Below are 17,261 nucleotides of genomic sequence, written 5' to 3' on the forward strand. Positions count from 1 at the left end.
GAGCCCGAAGATTACGCCTGCGCAGGTGATACCGCGATACGGCGGGCATTGGTGTTAACGCCCCACAAGCCTGCCAACGCACTGACCACTGCGCCAATCAACAGCGCAAAGAATGACCATAATGCGGCCCGCGACAATTCGTCTGCAGCAGCGGCAGCCTGTTCGCGCGCTTTCTGTTTCAGCTCCACATACTCCTGTTTTGCCTGATTGATTTTTGCTTCGGCGTCATCCAAACGCTGATTAACCAGCTGCGCAGTTTTATTTTTGGCTTCGACCAAATTCTTCACCGTCTGGTCCACTTCCTGCGGCGTCATATCGGTATTTTCTGCCAAGGCCTTTTTCAGGGCGTCTTGATCCACATCTTGCGAGATGGCCTCACCCTGTTTTTTAAGCTTGGCGACCAGTTGATTAATAATGGCGTCGCTATTGTCAGGCTGAAGTGCCAGGGCTTTTACTGCGTCCGCCAAATCAGTTTTGGCCGCATTCAACTGCTGTTGCATGAATTCAGGCTGCAATGACGGGATACCGCTTTTTTTAAGCGCCGTAACCACATCGCCTTGCAGCTGTTCAGGTTCCAAGGTTGTGTCAATGCCCAACTTGTCAAACACTTTACCGCCGGCGTCCGCCAATCCGGATGCCCCTTTGCCAATCGCTGAACCGGCGCCGGAGAGCAAGCTGCCGGAGGTCGAAGCGATAGCGCCCAGCGCATTGCCGGTCGCCTTCACTGCAGACCCGACCAGCATCCCACCCAGTACCGCCGCCACAATCAGTGACGTAGCCCAGACCAGGAAGCCATGAATAAGTCCGTCATTAGCAGCCAAACGCCCAGCAATAAAAGCGCCGGCGGCCAAACTAATAATGATTGAAACAGCGGACCAAATCACTACGGTGGTACCGGCGCCGTTTATCGGATCGTCTGATGTCGGATCCACGATGGAGAATCCAAGACTGGTGCCTAACGTCGACAGCAGCAGTGAAACAGCCAATACGGTGATCACGCCGCCGATGACGCTGCCCCAGGAGATTTTTTTCGCCGCTACCCATTCTTTTGCCACTTCCATAGTAAAACTCCTTTTAAGTTTTCGATTATAAAGAAATGCCAGAAAGCCTTACCATTATAGACTCGCTTCATCAATCAGGCGGTTAAAGGGTGAAAACAGTTAAAAATAATTAATGATAATAACATCAAGAGTGCGTCTACTCTCAGCGGCGATACGCTGACAGACCGTCTTAGCATCACTATTCTTACGCTATCCACCAGTGAACAGGGTCTTAGCGCAAAACATGAACCGGTTACTCGCAGCCCTCATCGTGGCGTGCGCGGCATTGGCGACGTTATATGGGCTGGTGCATTTTGGCGCGCGTTCGGTGCCGCGCGCGATCGCGGTCAACGAGGCGCCGCTGGGGTGTGAGGATGAACCTGAGCTCGCCGGCGAGTGCGGCGATGACGATGAGGCTCCCGCCGACGAATTTCGCCGGCCGGCGACGCTGAACGCCCGGGCCGACGGTTAATTAACGTTACGAGCTATCCCCATTGCCGCCAGGCGTACGGCAGGCTAGGCTGTTCAGCTCATGGGCCGCCGTTTGGCGGCTTGAACGTTGCACAGGGAGTCTATTTTATGACGGGTATTTTGCAGTTATTCCAGGCCATCGGACTGGGTTTGGTGCTGCTGTTGCCGCTGGCCAACCCGCTGACCACGGTGGCGTTGCTGCTCGGGTTGTCCGGCAATATGACGCGCGAAGAGCGTAATCAGCAGTCGCTGATGGCCTCGGTTTATGTGTTCTGCATCATGACGGTGGCGTTTTACGCCGGGCAGGTGGTGATGAACACCTTCGGCATTTCGATCCCCGGCCTGCGCATCGCCGGCGGCCTGATCGTCGCCTTCATCGGTTTTCGCATGCTGTTCCCGCAGCAGAGCCCCGAAGACGCGCCGGAGGTGGAGAGCAAGTCGCACGAGCTGCGCCACAAGACGTCGGCCAACATCGCCTTCGTGCCGCTGGCCATGCCGAGCACCGCCGGGCCGGGCACCATCGCGATGATCATCAGCTCGGCGTCGAGCGTCAAAGCGAACTCGCTGGGTTTTGAACCCTGGGTGTTGGCCGTGGCGCCGGTCGCCATCTTCCTGACGGTCGCGGTGATCCTGTGGGCCTGCCTGCTCAGTTCCGGCGCCATCATGCGGTTGGTGGGGAAAAGCGGCATCGAGGCGATCTCGCGCCTGATGGGGTTCCTGCTGGTGTGCATGGGCGTACAGTTCATCATCAACGGCGTGCTGGAGATTATCTCCACCTATACGCCGGCCGCCTGATCATACAAAACGGGCGCGATCGTCGCGCCCGTTGCCGTTATTTCCCCGCCGGCGCCTGCGCGCCCAAAATGCCATTGCCTTCCGGCACTTCGGTAAAGCGACTGAGGATCTCGCTGTAGGTCTTGGCCGGATCCAGATCCGGGAACTGCGCCGGATAGATAAACTTCGCCAGATACTCCAGCCCCACGATGTTGTACGGGTGGTTGTAGAAGTTATGGTAGATGCCGTAGAACCGCCCTTCCTTCACCGCCGACACCTGCGAGAACCCCGGGCGCTGTTTCATGCGGTTGAAGGCCTCATCCACCTGCTGCTGCGTCACGCCATAGCCGAATGGCACCGCGGCATTGGTCTTGCTGGCCCACTGCGAGCCGGAAACGATATACGCATCCGGTTTCATACTGATCACTTTTTCCAGCGCCACGTCGCCGGTCGCACCCGGCAGCAGCGCAGAACCGATGTTACGCGCGCCGACCGCTTCGACCAACGCGCCCCAGCCGACGTGCGCATGGGTGAAGCAGCAGGATTCCAGGCCATTCAGACCGGCCTTGGCTTCGAAGAACACCAACGGTTTGGGTGCCACCGCCTGCGTTTTGGCCAGAATGGCCTGATAATGCTGCTGATAATAATCGGTATATTGCTTGGCTTCGCTTTCACGGTTGAGGGTTTCCCCCAACAGCGTCACGCTTTTCGGCGTGTTTTCCACCGGCTTGAGCATGGTATCGATAAACAGCACCGGCACGTTCAGCGCCTTCAGCTTATCCAGCACGCCGGTTTGGCTCAGCGAAGGCTTGGAGCGCAGCTGGGCGATCATCAGATCGGGGCGCTTGGCGATCACGCTCTCCAGATTCACCTCGCCTTTATCGCTGAATCCCATGTCGATGATGTTTTTCGCCGCCGGCCATTTGCTCTGCAAGATTTCCCAGGTCGCCGCGTCGCTTTTCTTCAGCAGGTTATTCCAGGCCACCAGCCGGCCGAACGGGTTGGCGCGATCGAGCAGCGCCAGCGTGAGAATGTCGCGCCCGTCCTGCACCACGATGCGTTTCGGCTCCTGCGGGAGGGTGACCGTCTGGCCGGAGGTGTCGGTCAGGGTCAACGGATAGGTAGTGGCCATCGCCGGAGAGGCGAGTAAGGCGGCGCAGACCAGCGCCGGCAAAGTGATTCGACGGTGCACGAAAGACTCCTTAGTCATGAATACATTCAGGAAATACTAATGAGAATGGCTTGCATTATCAAAGATAACGCCCAGCATGCCGGCGATTAATTGCAAAGGGATGTGTAAAGGAAGGATAAGAGGCGCACCGGAGCCGGCGCGCCCAGGGGATCACATCAGGCCGTAGATCAGCGCCGACAGCGCAATCAAGCCCATCACCAGCACGAAGACGTTGCTCGCCGCGCGATATTGGCGCATGGCCGGCACCGCACGCACCGCGTACATCGGCAGGATGAACAGGATCGCTGCAATCAGCGGGCCGCTGATGGTTTCGATGATGTGCAGCGCGCTGGGGTTCCACACCGTCGCCGCCCAGGTGAGCAGGAACAGTGCCACCGCCGAGATGCGGTGCGTCATGCGCGAGCTGAGCGGCTTGCCGACCGCGCGCGTGACGCCATCGATCAGGCTGGTCGCCCCTTCCGTCACCCCCAGCGAGGTGCCGAGATAGGATTTAGCCATTGCCAGCATTGCCATCACCGGGCCGAGATAGGCGATCAGCGGGTTGGAAAACTTGTTGGCCAGCGTGGTCAGCACCGTGATGTTCTGATCTTTCGCCTGCTGCATGTCTTCATGGGACAGGCTCAGCACGCAACTGAACACGAAAAACAGCACGGTAACGCAGATCAGCACATAGCTGTAGCGCATGATGCGCGCGCAGCGGCGCTCCGCCTTGTCGCCATACAGGCTCTTCTGGGTCGAGGCGAAGGAGGAGATGATCGGCGCATGGCTGAAGGAAAACACCATCACAGGCACCGCCAGCCACAGTGAATGCCACAGCCCCGGCGTGTCGAAGCGGGTGGTGGCCAGGCCGTGCACGAAGTTGGCGGTATTCCAGCTCGGCATCAGGTACAGCGAAATACCCATCAGGAACACCAGCAGCGGGAACACCAGCATGCCCATCGCCGCCACGATGCTGTCTTTGCCACGCAGCAGCACCAGATTGAGCACTACGACCACCGCCAGACTCAGCCAGATACGCGGCAGCGGCGCCACGTGGAACTGGTGGATCAGGAAGCTGTCCAGCGCGTTGGTGATCGAAATGCTGTACACCAGCACGATCGGGAAGAACGCCATCAGATACAGCATCATGATGATTTTTCCGGCCAGCACGCCGAAGTGTTCCACCACCACATCGTGAATATTGCCGTCGCGGCTGGAGCCAGAAAGCACGAAGCGGCTGAGCGCGCGGTGCGGCAAATAGGTCAACGGGAAAGCGAACAGCGCCATCAACAGCAGCACCAGCGGGCCGTTCAAACCGGCGTTGATCGGCAAGAACAATGTGCCGGCGCCCACCGCGGTGGCATAGAGACCGAACATCCAGACGGTGTCGGTTTTGTTCCATTTGGCAGGCTGAGCGGCCGTCAGCGTGCCTGAATCGGGAGAAATCGTACTCATGAGACAGTCTACCTTAATCTGCAGCGCCAACGATTGCGCCTAACGGGATATCCTTCTCCGCGAATTTTTTAATAGTAATCAGTGAATTAAAGCGATATTTCATACTTACGCCTGATGAAAGGACGGCAAAGGATAATGAAAAATCCGCTGCGGGTCTATGTTTTATCGGCTGAACGGATGATTTGCGAACAGAAAATGCTGAAAAAACCGGCACGGGCAGGAAAAACTAAGGGCTCCTTGCGGAGCCCTTAAGCGGTTTACTTCTTCGCGTCCGGATGGTCCGGCACCTCGGCGCTGCCCATCTCCTTCTCGTCGCGGATCATCGAGCGGTCTTTACGCACGTCGGCCACGTCGGAGGCGCTCACCGGTTTGGCGCTGTTGCCCCAGCTGGTACGGATGAAGTTCACCACGTCCGCCACCTGCTGATCGTTCAGACGCCAGCCAAACGGCGGCATGGTGATGTTGGACACCGCGCCCTGCACCACCGGCGTGGTGTTACCGGTCAGCACGATGTGGATCAGCGAGGTCGCGTCCTCGGTCTGCACCACCGGGTTGCCCTTCAGCGACGGGAAGGCGCGCTTATAGCCCACGCCGTCGGTGCGGTGGCAGGCCGCGCAGTTATCGACATACAGCGCCGCGCCGGGCTTGCTGTCGTCACCGCGCCACAGATCCTTGGCCACGCTGTCTTCGACCGGTGCCGCCTGCTGCTTGCCGTCTTTCGGCGGCAGCGATTTCAGGTAGCGTGCGATGGCGGTCAGATCGTCGTCGCTCAGGTATTGCAGGCTGTGCTCCACCACGTCGCTCATGCCGCCAAACACGATCGCCTTGTCGTTACGGCCGGTTTTCAGGAACTCGGTCAGCTCGGCTTCGCTCCAGCTGCCCAGGCCATCCTTACGGTCGCTGCGCAAGCTGGAAGCCACCCAGCCGTCGATCGGCGCGTTGCTGCCGGACAGGTAGTCGTCGCTTTCGCTGTTGCTCAGCGCTTTTTCCTGCATGGTGATGCTGCGCGGGGTATGGCAGGCACCGCAGTGGCCCAGACCTTCCACCAGGTAGCGGCCGCGCTCAATCACCGGATCGGCCTTGGCGTCAGCGACGAAATCCGCCGGCGACGGCGCGAACATGCCGCGCCAGATGCTCAGCGGCCAGCGCATCGACAGCGGCCACGGGATGTCGGAATCCTTGTTGGCCTGCTCCACCGGCTGCACGCCGTGCATGAAATAGGCATACATGGCGCGCATGTCGTCCTCTTTCACCAGTGCGAACGACGGGTACGGCATCGCCGGGTACAGGGTGCTGCCGTTTTTGGCTACGCCCTTACGCACCGCGTTGTCGAAATCCTCGAAGCTGTAATCGCCGATGCCGGTTTTCTTGTCCGGCGTGATGTTGGTGGAGTAAATGGTGCCGATCGGCGTCTCCATCGCCAGACCGCCGGCGAAGGTTTTGCCGCTCTTGCCGTCGGTGTGGCAAGCCACGCAGTCGCCGGCGCGCGCCAGGTATTCACCGCGCTTGATCAGCTCGCTGCTGACGGTGGCGTCCTGCGCCCAAACGGAAAAACTCACTGCACTGAGAACCAGTGCCGGTACAAATGCTTTCATCGTTCGCCGTCCTTATGCCTGCACCAATGGGCCTGGGTTTTTCAGATACTGCTCGCGAATGGCGCGGGCAGACCAGTAAGCCAGCGCCGCCACGGTGCCGGTCGGGTTGTAGCCCAGCCCTTGCGGGAAGGCCGATGCGCCGATCGAGAACACGTTGTGCACGTCCCAGCTCTGCAGATAGCGGTTGACCGCGCTGGTCTTCGGATCTTCCCCCATTACCGCGCCGCCGTTCATATGGGTGGTCTGGTAGCTGGTGGTGTCGAAGTGGCTGTTGGCGTTTTTCGGGCTGCCGGCGATCAGTTTCGGGTTCATCGCCTTGGCGATCGGCGCCATCTTGTCGTACATGAACTGCGCCATCTTGATGTCGTTTTCCTGCCAGTCGAACGTCATGCGCAGCAGCGGCTGGCCAAAGACGTTCTTGTAGTTGGGATCGAGATCCAGATAGTTGTTGCGGTACGACTGGTGCGCGCCGTGGGCGTCCATCGAAACGTGGTGGGTGTAGGCATCCGCCACCGCCGCTTTCCATTTGCTGCCCCAGGCCGGGGTGCCCGGAGGCGTCGGCAGGCCGGAGATCGGCTTGGTGCCAGCCTGGTTGACCCAGAACGGCGAACCGCCGACGAAGCCTTCTTTGGCATGGTCGAAGTTATCGGCGTTGAAGTCGTCCACGCCCACGCCGTTGCCGCCGGCGCCGATGAACGGGTTGGTGAACACGTCTTTATCGAAGAACGCCTTGATGGTGGTCATGTTCTGGTAGGCGAAGTTGCGCCCGACCACGCCTTCGCCGGTCACCGGATCGTAAGGCTTGCCGATGCCGGACAGCAGCATCAGGTGCACGTTGTGGAACTGGAACGCGCCCAGGATCACCAGATCGGCCGGCTGTTCAATCTCGCGGCCCTGCGCATCGACGTAGTTCACGCCGGTGGCGCGAGACTTGTCGTCGGTCAGGTTGACCTTCAGCACGTTGGCGTTGGTGCGCAGCTCGAAACGTTTCTCCATGCGCAGCGCCGGCAAGATGTTGACGTTCGGCGAGGCCTTGGAATACATGTAGCAGGCGTAGCCGCTGCAGAAACCGCAGAAGTTGCACGGGCCCATCTGCGCGCCGTACGGGTTGGTGTAAGAGTCCGAGGTGTTGGCGGACGGCAGGTTGTAAGGGTGATAACCCACCTCCAGCGCCGCTTTCTCGAACAGCTGGGCGGAGTAGGTATTTTTCTGCGCCGGCAGCGGGAAGTCGCTGGAACGATCCGCCGCAAAGCGGTTGCCGCCCTTCTGCGCCACTTTCTGCCCTTTGATGGTCCAGGCGGTGCCGGAGGTGCCGAACACTTTCTCCGCTTTATCGAAGAACGGTTCCAGCTCGTCGTAGGTCACGCCGAAGTCCTGGATGGTCATGTCCTTCGGAATGAAGTTTTTGCCGTAGCGCTCTTCATAGTGGCTGCGCATGCGCAGTTCGATCGGATCGACGCGAAAATGCACGCCCGACCAGTGCAGGCCGGCACCGCCAACGCCGGTGCCCGGCAGGAACGCCGCCAGCTGGCGGTAAGGCACCGCGGTCTGGCTGCTGTTGTGGCGAATGGTGACGGTGCTTTTCGACAGATCCTGGAACAGTTTGCGGCGGATGTTATAGGTCAGCTCGTCGATCACCTGCGGATAAGAACCGTCCGGATAGGTGTCGCGCATCGGGCCACGCTCCAACGCCACCACGTTGAGGCCGGCCTCGGTCAGCTCTTTGGCCATGATCGCGCCCACCCAGCCGAAACCGACGATCACCGCATCTACTTTTTTCATTACCGTTGCCATGATCAGCCCCTCTCCCCACGAATCGAGACGGGCGGGAAGGGATAACGCTCCCCTCGCTCAACCCAGTCCATAAAATCGGCGCGCGCGCCCGGAAAATTAATCAGCTTCCAGCCCACCATGTCTTTGTTGCCGCCATGGATAGGATCGCTGAAGAAACCTTCGCGGGTGTTTTGCAACAGATAGGAGAAGAACAGTTTCGACGGCAGCTGCTGGAACTCCGCCTCGCCGGACTCGAACTTTTGCAGCATGGCGTCTTGCTGTGCGCCATCCAGTTCGGCGAAGGGCTTGCCGGCGGTTTTCTTGCTGTAGGCGTCGGCGTCACTGATGCCGAGGTTGTAGATTTGCTTGGGCACCAGCGGCAGCTGATAACCCATCTCCTTCGGCACATCGGGGTTGAATGGCCCCTGCATGTACCAGATGGAGCCGGTGGCGTATGGGGTATTCATCTGGCGATCGATAAACTCCGGCACGCCGGCTTCCAGTGCGCCAGGGCCGCGTTCGTCGGCCGGGATCAGGCGCGCGACGGCGGCCCTGATGAAGGCCCACTCTTCCGGGGTGAAAAAGGTCGGTTGGTAATCGTTCTGCGTTGAAGTGTTCGGGGCCGCGACCGCTGGTGCCGGTGCCGTCAGCGCGCCAACGCCACTGCCACCAATTACCGCCGCAGGAATTAAGGTCATCGATTTCAACAAGAAATCGCGCCGCGAATTGTTGGTTTTATGATTCGACATGTCACATTCCATCCAAAGATAGTCACAACTATTTAACCGCAACCTTGCGATCGATACGGGTTTTTAAAATAATTTGTTACTTATTTGTCTATTTATTGAAGGTCAGAATGCGAGCAAATGCAAAAATGTTACCGGTAACTTATTGAATGAACGTAAAGATTTATCTGCTAACGTAAATTTAACTTTTTGTGCGGTTTTTCTGATAACCGGCGAGGAAATAACGAAAAATGAGAGGTGCGTCGTGCTCTTAAGCGGCGCCATAAACAAAATCGGCCGCGTTCAGCGGCCGATTCGACAAAAGAGAGGGTTACTGCGACATCGCCTGGTAGGCGGTGGTCACCTTCCACAAATAGCGCGGCGCCTGCGGTGCCGGGTGCTTTTTCTGGATGTGCTGATAAAACTCGTCCGGACTCATCTGATTGATGCGATTCACCGCCACACGCTTGTCCGAGGAGAAGGTGCGTAACATGGCACCCGCCCCGTTCACGTACGAAACGATGGTGGCATAACGCAGAGTCTGAGGGTTGTTGATCCCGGCTAGCTGCTGGCTTTGAAGAATATTGATATAGGCCGTTCCCAGATCAATATTGACCGCCGGATCTTTCAGCTCACGCGAGCTGGGTTGCCCGTTTCGTCCTTTCATGCGATAGGCGTCGCGGCCGGCGGTAGAAGCCTTAAGCTGCATCAATCCCACTGCGTTCGAGGTGCTGACCACGTTCGGGTTAAACCCGGACTCCACCTGAATAATCGCTTTAATCAGCGTTTCGTCAACGCCGTAGTTGCTGGCGGCCTGACGAATGTAATCGTTATAAGCAACCGGGGTGCCTGTGCGGTTTACCGGTGCCTGCGGAGGGGGTTTTAACCAACCGCCGCGCGTTGTGCCACTGCCTGAAATATTGCTTGCCGTTTGTGGGTCTTTGGCGCACCCCGACAAAAGCAAAATTGCCGTAAGGCAACCTATTTTTGTTTTCACAGAATCCCTCACTCCTTTCAATGAGTTGCGTAGCATATACAACTTGTAAGGACACCTGCAGTAATTTTTTGGGCTAATCTCAAGCTATCCATATACCAAGAGGTGATTTATGAGTCAATCTGCAACAAACTGCTTTGTGGTGACTTTTCGCTATCAGGAAGCGGGATTAACCGACCTGGCGAAGCTGACCGGGCAATTGACGCGCGAAGGTTTTGTCACGTCGGTGACAGACGAAAATGGCGTTCACCATGAGCTCGGCAGCAACAGTTTCGCGTTCATAACCGTGCTGGATCAAGAGGATGTACTGCGCCTGGCGCAGGGGTTCGGGCAGTTGGCATTGGGAAAACAGCCGGAGGTGACGATATGCGCCTGTGAGGACTACCTTCAGCGGTTACATACTGATACATAAAATGCTATAACTCCCCGGACGGTATTATTTTTTCAGTTGGAGAAATACCCCGCCGGCGGTGGGCAAGTGACGCTTGACTTCGCTTCAATTGATATTGATAATCATTTTCATTTGAACCAGGAGACGTCATCATGCCATTGATAAGTTGCGCTTTTCGTCGCAGTCGCCCTTCCCGCGCTGCCGCACTGTTACGCCCTTTTACGCTCGCCTGCCTACTGCTCGGCACCGCCTTGGTCAGTCAACACGCGCTGGCGGATAAAAAGCTGCGCGTGGTGACGACCTTTACCATCATTCAGGACATTGCCCAGAACGTGGCCGGTGACGCCGCCGTGGTGGAATCCATCACCAAGCCGGGCGCCGAGATCCACGACTATCAACCGACTCCGCGCGACATCGTCAAAGCGCAGCACGCCGACCTGATCCTGTGGAACGGCATGAACCTGGAACGTTGGTTCCAGCGCTTCTTCGAAAACATCAAACAGGTGCCGGCGGCGGTTGTGACCGAAGGCATCACTCCGCTGCCGATCCGCGAAGGGCCGTATAACGGCAACCCGAACCCGCATGCCTGGATGTCGCCAAGCAACGCGCTGGTGTACATCGAGAACATTCGCAAAGCCCTGGTGGAGCACGATCCGGCACATGCGGAAACCTATAACCGCAACGCCAAAGCCTACGCAGAGAAAATCGGCGCACTGGACGCCCCACTGCGCGAACGCCTGGCGCGCATTCCGACCGCACAGCGTTGGCTGGTGACCAGCGAAGGCGCTTTCAGCTACCTGGCGCAGGACTATCAGCTGAAAGAAGTCTATCTGTGGCCGATCAACGCCGATGAGCAAGGTTCGCCGCAGCAGGTGCGCCGGGTAATCGACGCGGTGCGCGCCCACCATATTCCGGTGGTGTTCAGCGAAAGCACCATTTCCGACAAGCCGGCCAAGCAGGTAGCGAAAGAAACCGGCGCCAAATACGGCGGCGTGCTGTACGTGGATTCGCTGTCCACCCGCGACGGCCCGGTGCCGACCTATATCGACCTGCTTAACACCACCGTGCAAACCATCGCCAAAGGATTCGATCAATGACCCATGAACCGTTTGTCCGCCCTGAATTGAACGTGGACGACGTCACCGTGACCTACAACAACGGACACACCGCCATTCACAACGCCAGCTTTACCCTGAGCGGCGGCTCGATCTGCGCACTGGTCGGCGTCAACGGCAGCGGTAAATCGACGTTGTTCAAAAGCATCATGGGCCTGGTCAGACCCACCGCCGGCCGGGTGTCGCTGAGCGACAAACCGGTGGCGGACGCGCTGAAAAAGAATCTGATCGCCTACGTGCCGCAGACCGAAGACGTCGACTGGAACTTCCCGGTGCTGGTGGAAGACGTGGTGATGATGGGCCGCTACGGCAAGATGAATTTCCTGCGCATTCCGTCGCGCGAGGATCGTTTGCGGGTCGACAAGGCGCTGGAGCGCGTCGGCCTCAGCGAGCTGCGCGGTCGGCAGATCGGCGAGCTGTCCGGTGGCCAGAAAAAGCGCGTGTTTCTGGCGCGCGCGCTGGCGCAACAGGGCACGGTGCTGCTGCTGGATGAACCGTTCACCGGCGTGGATGTGAAAACCGAGAATGCCATTATCGAGCTGCTGCGCGCATTGCGCGACGAGGGGCATCTGATCCTGGTCTCCACCCACAACCTCGGCAGCGTGCCGGAGTTTTGCGATCGGGTGATCCTCATCAACCGCACGGTGCTGGCCGCCGGCCCAACCGAAACCACCTTCACGCAGAGCAACCTGGAGCAGGCATTCGGCGGCGTGCTGCGCCATATCAACCTCTCAGGCCCGGATCTGCACGACGACAACGATCCGCGCACCGTTACGGTATTGACCGACGATGAGCGCCCGGCGGTGTTCTACGGCCACACCAAGAGCGATCCGCCGGCCAACAGCCAGGCCAGGGAGAAACAATCCTGATGCTGGACCTTCTGCTGCAACCTTTCAGTTATAACTACATGGTGAAAGCCATCTGGGTCAGCGCCATCGTCGGCGCCGCCTGCGCGTTCCTGTCCGCCTATCTGATGCTGAAGGGATGGTCGTTGATGGGCGATGCGCTGTCGCACTCGGTGGTGCCCGGCGTGGCCGGCGCCTACGCCCTCGGCCTGCCCTACGCCGCCGGCGCCTTCTTTACCGGCATGCTGGCGGCGCTGGCGATGACGCTGGTGCGCCACATCACCCGCCTGCGCGAAGACGCCATCATCGGCTTCATCTTCTCCACCTTCTTCGCCGTCGGCCTGCTGATCGTGTCGCTCAACCCCACCTCGGTCAACGTACAGTCGATCATCTTCGGCAATATCCTCGGCATCGCCGACGAAGACGTGCTGCAGGTGGAAATCATCATCGGCGTTTCGCTGCTGATCCTGTGTCTGGTGTGGAAAGACCTGCTGGCGGTGTTCTTCGACGAAAGCCACGCGGTATCGATCGGCCTGTCGCCGCTGAAGCTGAAGATCCTGTTCTTCACCCTGCTCAGCGCCTGCACCGTCGCCGCGCTGCAAACCGTCGGCGCCATTTTGGTGATCGCCATGGTGATCACGCCGGGCGCCACCGCCTATCTGCTGACCGACCGCTTCAGCCGGCTGGTGATCATCGCCATCATCATCGGCGCATTGACCAGCGGCATCGGCGCCTACCTGAGTTTCTTCCTCGATGGCGCCACCGGCGGGGTGATCGTCACCCTGCAAACGCTGGTGTTCCTGGCGGCGTTCTTCTTCGCGCCGAAACACGGCCTGCTGGCGTCCCGGCGCCGTGTGGCGCATTCGCAAACCGGAGGCCGCTGATGGACACCCTGTATCAACTGCTCAGCGAACCCTTCGCCTACCCGTTCATGCAGCGGGCGATCGTCGCCGCCATCGTCACCGGCGTAGTGTGCGCCGTGCTCTCCTGCTATCTGGTGCTCAAAGGCTGGTCGCTGATGGGCGACGCCATCTCGCACGCGGTACTGCCCGGCATCGTGGTGGCGTTCGTGGTCGGCATCCCGCTGGCGATCGGCGCCTTCCTCTCCGGCATCTTTTGCGCGGTGGCCACCGGCTACCTGAAAGAGAACAGCCGGGTGAAAGAAGACACGGTGATGGGCATCGTCTTTTCCGGCATGTTCGCCTTCGGCCTGGTGCTGTTCTCGCGCATCGACACCGACCAACACCTAAGCCACATTCTGTTCGGCAACATGCTGGGCATCACCGACGGCGAGCTGAAGCAAACCCTGCTGATTGCCGGCATCACCCTGGCGGTGGTGTTGCTCAAGCGCAAAGACTTCATGCTGTACTGTTTCGACCCGCACCACGCCCGGGTGATTGGCCTGCCGGTCAAGCTTCTGCACTACGGGCTGCTTTGCCTGCTGGCGATGACCATCGTCGCCTCGCTGCAGGCCGTGGGGGTGATCCTGGTGATCGCCATGCTGATCGCCCCCGGCATCATCGCCTTTATGCTGTGCCGCCGGTTTGATCGCATGCTGATGGTGGCAACGGTGGTGTCGGTGTTCTCTTGCGTGCTCGGCACCCTGATCAGCTTCCACATCGACGGCGCCACCGGGCCCTGTATCGTCATCGTGCAGGCCGTGCTGTTCGTTGTCGCCTTGTTGTACAGCAAGCTGCGCCCGTTACAGGGTAACCAAAATGCCCCGATGGGCAGTTAAACGCCCCTCTGATGCGGCGGTGTGCCCCGCCGCATCCTATTCCTCCGCTGGCTTATCCGTTGTCATCAAGTTGCAATCGGTATTGCGCTTAAATTAATCAATAGGGTATATACTTTGAGCTGGCGAGGCGCTGAAAAAATCGCCGCCTTTGACGCCGGCTGTGCGCCGCGTCGTGTTTTCACCACGGGAAAGACGCTAACCTAATGAATTATCAGGCAGCACAGAGGGGGAAATACCATGTGGCAAGCCGTTAGCCGTCTGTTAAGTGAACATCTTGGCAGCGCAGAGATACGCGAAAGGATTGAACTGCCCGGGGGCGACATTCACCCGGCGTGGCGCGTGAGTTACGGTGACAACGAGGTGTTCGTGAAATGCGACGCCCGTGAACAACTGCCGATATTCACCGCCGAGGCCGATCAGCTGGCGTTGCTGGCGCGCAGCAAAAGCGTGCGGGTACCGGAAGTGTATGGCGTCGGCAGCGATCGCGACTACAGCTTCCTGCTGCTGGAGTATCAGCAGTTGAAACCCCTCGACGCCCACGGCGCCTACTGTCTGGGCCAGCAACTGGCGCACCTGCATCAGTGGAGCGAACAACCGCAGTTCGGTCTCGACTTCGACAGCGATCTGACCACCACCCCGCAACCCAACGCCTGGCAGCGCCGCTGGTCGGAATTCTTCGCCGAGCAGCGCATCGGCTGGCAGCTGCAGCTGGCGGCGGAGAAAGGCATGACCTTCGGCGATATCGACGACATTGTCGATCGGGTGTATCTGCGCTTGCAGCACCACCAGCCGCAGCCTTCGCTGCTGCATGGCAACCTGTGGCCGGGTAACTGCGCGATGGCCGCCAACGGGCCGATCCTGTTCGACCCGGCCAGCTACTGGGGTGACCGAGAGTGCGATTTGGCGATGCTGCCGCTGTATCCGGAGCTGCCGCCGCAGATCTACGACGGCTATCAGAGCGTATGGCCGCTGGGGGCCGGGTTTATCGAGCGTCAGCCGTTGTATCAGCTGTACTACCTTCTCAACCGCAGCAACCTGTTCGGCGGCCAGCATCTGGTGGCTGCGCAACGCGCGGTGGAGGCGCTGTTGCAGCCCGAGGCGTCGTAACGTTCCAGGGCGCCCCTTGGCGCCCCGTTCATGGTTCAGGCCGCGCCGGCCAACTGCCCCAACAGGCGGATCACGAACCAGGCGATCACCGCAATCACGATAGGCAGGATGTACAGCGGGAAGTATTGCAGGAAGATGGTGTGGTGCGGCAGCGTAATGCGCTCCTCAAGCTGTTGGCGCGTGTGCCCTTCGCTGCCCTTGGCCTGCTCCAGGATCATCTGGTCTTCTAACCCTTCGCGGATGAACTTGACCTGACGCGACATGCGCGCGCCGGAGGCCTGCAGCGCCAGCCCGACGAAAATCAGAATATAGATGATGATGAACATCAGATTGGCGCCGCTGAACAGGCTTTTATCCACGTCAGGCACCGGTGAGTTGTACCAGAAAAGGTTCAGGAACGGCGTGTTGAAACGCACCATGTCCACCATCACGTGGACAAAATCCAGCATCACTGCGTTGATGCCCTTGGTTTTTTCACTGTGCTGATAGATAAAACCCAGCACGGAAATCAGCGTCGACAGCAACGCCGGGATAAAAACCACCCATCCGAGAATGCGTTTCAAAATGGCGAGACGCCCGGCCTGTTGATACGTCATGTGTTCCCCTTGTTAGCGACGTAACCGAATCGGCTAAGTCTACCTGCTGTTGGCGAAACTCGCCCACCGTTTTCTTCACTCCCTCTGTGCTACAAGCTTAGCCGAATTCGTCGAAATCAAAAACTTAACGGCGCCGGCACACTATCATTGAAGGGGTAACGTTATCCATTCGGACAGAGGCCGCCATGATTCGACTGATTATCTTATTGCTGGGCGCCCAGGCGCTGCACGGCCAGCGCCGCCTGCTGGTGCTGTTCGGTTGGCTGTGGATAGCCGCAGGGGCGCTGATGTTGTTCGACATACTGCAGGATGGCCGGTCGGTGCTGGCGCTGGATGCGCTGGCGGTCATCCTGGCGCTGGAGGGGCTGGTGGCGATATCCGCTGCGCTGGTGATCGGCTCTTCGGCCAGCAGGCCGGTGTTGCTGAAGGGATTGGGTTTCGTGTTTATGGCCTTTTTAATGCTGGACGTGCCCGCAGACGATAACATCGTCGCCACCGTGGTGTTTGGCAGCGCGCTGCTGCTTGACGGCGCCGTGCGCATCGCCTCCTCCACGGTGATTCAACACAGTCGATGGAAAGGCGTGGCGCTAGCGGGCGGCGGCGAGATCCTGCTTTCGTTGATGATTTTTGTCGGCTGGCCGGCGCCGCATCGGATGACGGTGCCCTTTTGCCTCGGCGTGATGATGGTGCTTTCCGGCTGGGCCTTATTGCGTATCGCCCGGAGACTGACAAGCTTCTCTCTGAATCAGCACCCCGCGCGGCAGCCACCGCACCCGGAGGATGAGACTGCGCCACTCACGGTGTACGTCTGGACACCGATTGGTGCGGCTAAAGATCCGCGCCGGCGTTACATCGTCGACCGATACATCGCGGCGGTCGACGGCGGCGGCAATATCTCCACCGGTCATGCCGCCCTGGCGCTCGCGCCGGATGTGTATATCAGTCACTACCCGCTCAACGACATCAGCCATTCCGTTCAGGATTTCCGCCAGTTGTTGCATGCCGGCGAGCAGAACAACGTCGACGGGCGTTTCCTGCCCGACCTGCCGGGTGAGATCGCCGCCTGGTGCCCACCGGACAAGAAAATTCAATTCTACCGCTATAACCCGGCGGCGCTGCGCGCATTCTGGCTGCGTTATCGGCAAGACGCCACCTACAATCTGACCCGACGCAACTGTTCCACCACGGTCATCGGCGCGCTCGACAGCGCGTTGGAAGGCGTACTGGGCGATAAACACCTGTGGCGCCGCTTTCTGTTGCTGGTGCTGGATCCCAATCTGTGGATGCTGGCGGTACTGCGCAGCCGCGGCGAAAGCATGACCTGGACGCCGGGTTTGGTGCTGGACTACGCACGCATGTTGCAACAGGTCACCGAGCGTCAACATCAGCGCTGGTGGCTAAAATTGCGCGAGGCGTGGAATATCCTGCGTTTTGGCAAAAGCCAAACGCGCAGGCAAAAGTTTTAGTCTCG

General features: G+C 59.2%; 17 protein-coding genes. 9 read left to right on the forward strand and 8 right to left on the reverse strand.

The genetic code is table 11. From position 1 onward, the window contains the following. Positions 1-11: 11 nt before the first annotated feature. Complete coding sequence (locus ACJ8IL_RS07455; protein ID WP_043143370.1) at positions 12-1,061, reverse strand: YrzE family protein; 1,050 nt, start codon at positions 1,059-1,061, stop codon at positions 12-14. A gap of 223 nt (positions 1,062-1,284) precedes the next feature. On the opposite strand from ACJ8IL_RS07455, the gene ACJ8IL_RS07460 reads away from it, so the two are divergent. Together ACJ8IL_RS07460 and ACJ8IL_RS07465 are read left to right on the forward strand one after the other, a co-directional pair. After that, positions 1,285-1,512: a hypothetical protein gene (locus tag ACJ8IL_RS07460; RefSeq protein WP_025302614.1), complete on the forward strand. Its 228-nt coding sequence runs from the start codon at positions 1,285-1,287 to the stop codon at positions 1,510-1,512. A 107-nt stretch (positions 1,513-1,619) separates the two neighbouring features. Beyond that, positions 1,620-2,306, forward strand: coding sequence for a MarC family NAAT transporter (locus ACJ8IL_RS07465; protein WP_016927970.1), 687 nt, complete (start codon positions 1,620-1,622; stop codon positions 2,304-2,306). 37 nt (positions 2,307-2,343) lie between these two features. Here ACJ8IL_RS07465 and ACJ8IL_RS07470 read toward each other — a convergent pair whose 3' ends face one another. The 6 genes from ACJ8IL_RS07470 to ACJ8IL_RS07495 form a co-directional block, all read right to left on the reverse strand. After that, a complete protein-coding gene (locus tag ACJ8IL_RS07470) occupies positions 2,344-3,477 on the reverse strand; it encodes an ABC transporter substrate-binding protein (RefSeq protein WP_442516454.1) in 1,134 nt (377 codons plus the stop codon). 150 nt (positions 3,478-3,627) lie between these two features. After that, positions 3,628-4,911: a serine/threonine protein kinase gene (locus tag ACJ8IL_RS07475; RefSeq protein WP_043143391.1), complete on the reverse strand. Its 1,284-nt coding sequence runs from the start codon at positions 4,909-4,911 to the stop codon at positions 3,628-3,630. Positions 4,912-5,168: 257 nt separating this feature from the next. Further along, positions 5,169-6,506 (reverse strand): c-type cytochrome, encoded by a 1,338-nt coding sequence (locus ACJ8IL_RS07480; protein WP_141997908.1) that lies wholly within the window; start codon positions 6,504-6,506, stop codon positions 5,169-5,171. A gap of 12 nt (positions 6,507-6,518) precedes the next feature. Next, entirely contained in the window at positions 6,519-8,300 is a 1,782-nt protein-coding gene (locus tag ACJ8IL_RS07485) for a GMC family oxidoreductase (RefSeq protein ID WP_025302609.1), read from the reverse strand. A gap of 2 nt (positions 8,301-8,302) precedes the next feature. Next, on the reverse strand, positions 8,303-9,028 hold the full coding sequence (locus ACJ8IL_RS07490; RefSeq protein WP_025302608.1) for a gluconate 2-dehydrogenase subunit 3 family protein: 726 nt from the start codon (positions 9,026-9,028) through the stop codon (positions 8,303-8,305). Positions 9,029-9,335: 307 nt separating this feature from the next. Beyond that, on the reverse strand, positions 9,336-10,001 hold the full coding sequence (locus ACJ8IL_RS07495; protein ID WP_025302607.1) for a transglycosylase SLT domain-containing protein: 666 nt from the start codon (positions 9,999-10,001) through the stop codon (positions 9,336-9,338). Positions 10,002-10,110: 109 nt separating this feature from the next. Between ACJ8IL_RS07495 and ghoS the strand changes: the two genes are divergently transcribed. The 6 genes from ghoS (at position 10,111) to ACJ8IL_RS07525 (ending at position 15,194) form a co-directional block, all read left to right on the forward strand. Further along, positions 10,111-10,410 (forward strand): type V toxin-antitoxin system endoribonuclease antitoxin GhoS, encoded by a 300-nt coding sequence (ghoS, locus tag ACJ8IL_RS07500; protein ID WP_025302606.1) that lies wholly within the window; start codon positions 10,111-10,113, stop codon positions 10,408-10,410. A gap of 131 nt (positions 10,411-10,541) precedes the next feature. Then, on the forward strand, positions 10,542-11,486 hold the full coding sequence (locus ACJ8IL_RS07505; RefSeq protein WP_025302605.1) for a metal ABC transporter substrate-binding protein: 945 nt from the start codon (positions 10,542-10,544) through the stop codon (positions 11,484-11,486). Then, on the forward strand, positions 11,483-12,373 hold the full coding sequence (locus ACJ8IL_RS07510) for a manganese/iron ABC transporter ATP-binding protein (protein WP_033640518.1): 891 nt from the start codon (positions 11,483-11,485) through the stop codon (positions 12,371-12,373). The genes ACJ8IL_RS07505 and ACJ8IL_RS07510 overlap by 4 nt, the downstream gene beginning before the upstream one ends. Beyond that, positions 12,373-13,233: an iron/manganese ABC transporter permease subunit YfeC gene (gene yfeC, locus ACJ8IL_RS07515; RefSeq protein WP_015377686.1), complete on the forward strand. Its 861-nt coding sequence runs from the start codon at positions 12,373-12,375 to the stop codon at positions 13,231-13,233. Before ACJ8IL_RS07510 ends, yfeC begins: the two co-directional genes overlap by 1 nt. Next, on the forward strand, positions 13,233-14,087 hold the full coding sequence (locus ACJ8IL_RS07520) for a metal ABC transporter permease (RefSeq protein ID WP_025302603.1): 855 nt from the start codon (positions 13,233-13,235) through the stop codon (positions 14,085-14,087). The genes yfeC and ACJ8IL_RS07520 overlap by 1 nt, the downstream gene beginning before the upstream one ends. Before the next feature lie 237 nt (positions 14,088-14,324). Further along, the gene (locus ACJ8IL_RS07525) at positions 14,325-15,194 is read left to right on the forward strand and encodes a fructosamine kinase family protein (protein WP_164067555.1); all 870 of its coding nucleotides are present in this window, start codon (positions 14,325-14,327) and stop codon (positions 15,192-15,194) included. A 35-nt stretch (positions 15,195-15,229) separates the two neighbouring features. On the opposite strand, the gene ACJ8IL_RS07530 is transcribed toward ACJ8IL_RS07525, so the two are convergent. Next, entirely contained in the window at positions 15,230-15,790 is a 561-nt protein-coding gene (locus ACJ8IL_RS07530) for a YniB family protein (protein ID WP_025302601.1), read from the reverse strand. 185 nt (positions 15,791-15,975) lie between these two features. Here ACJ8IL_RS07530 and ACJ8IL_RS07535 point away from each other — a divergent pair, with 185 nt between their 5' ends. Then, positions 15,976-17,256, forward strand: coding sequence for an HdeD family acid-resistance protein (locus ACJ8IL_RS07535; protein ID WP_164067557.1), 1,281 nt, complete (start codon positions 15,976-15,978; stop codon positions 17,254-17,256). Positions 17,257-17,261 lie beyond the last annotated feature (5 nt).

It is taken from the genome of Serratia sp. CY47444, from assembly GCF_052168635.1.
Lineage (GTDB): Bacteria > Pseudomonadota > Gammaproteobacteria > Enterobacterales > Enterobacteriaceae > Serratia > Serratia bockelmannii.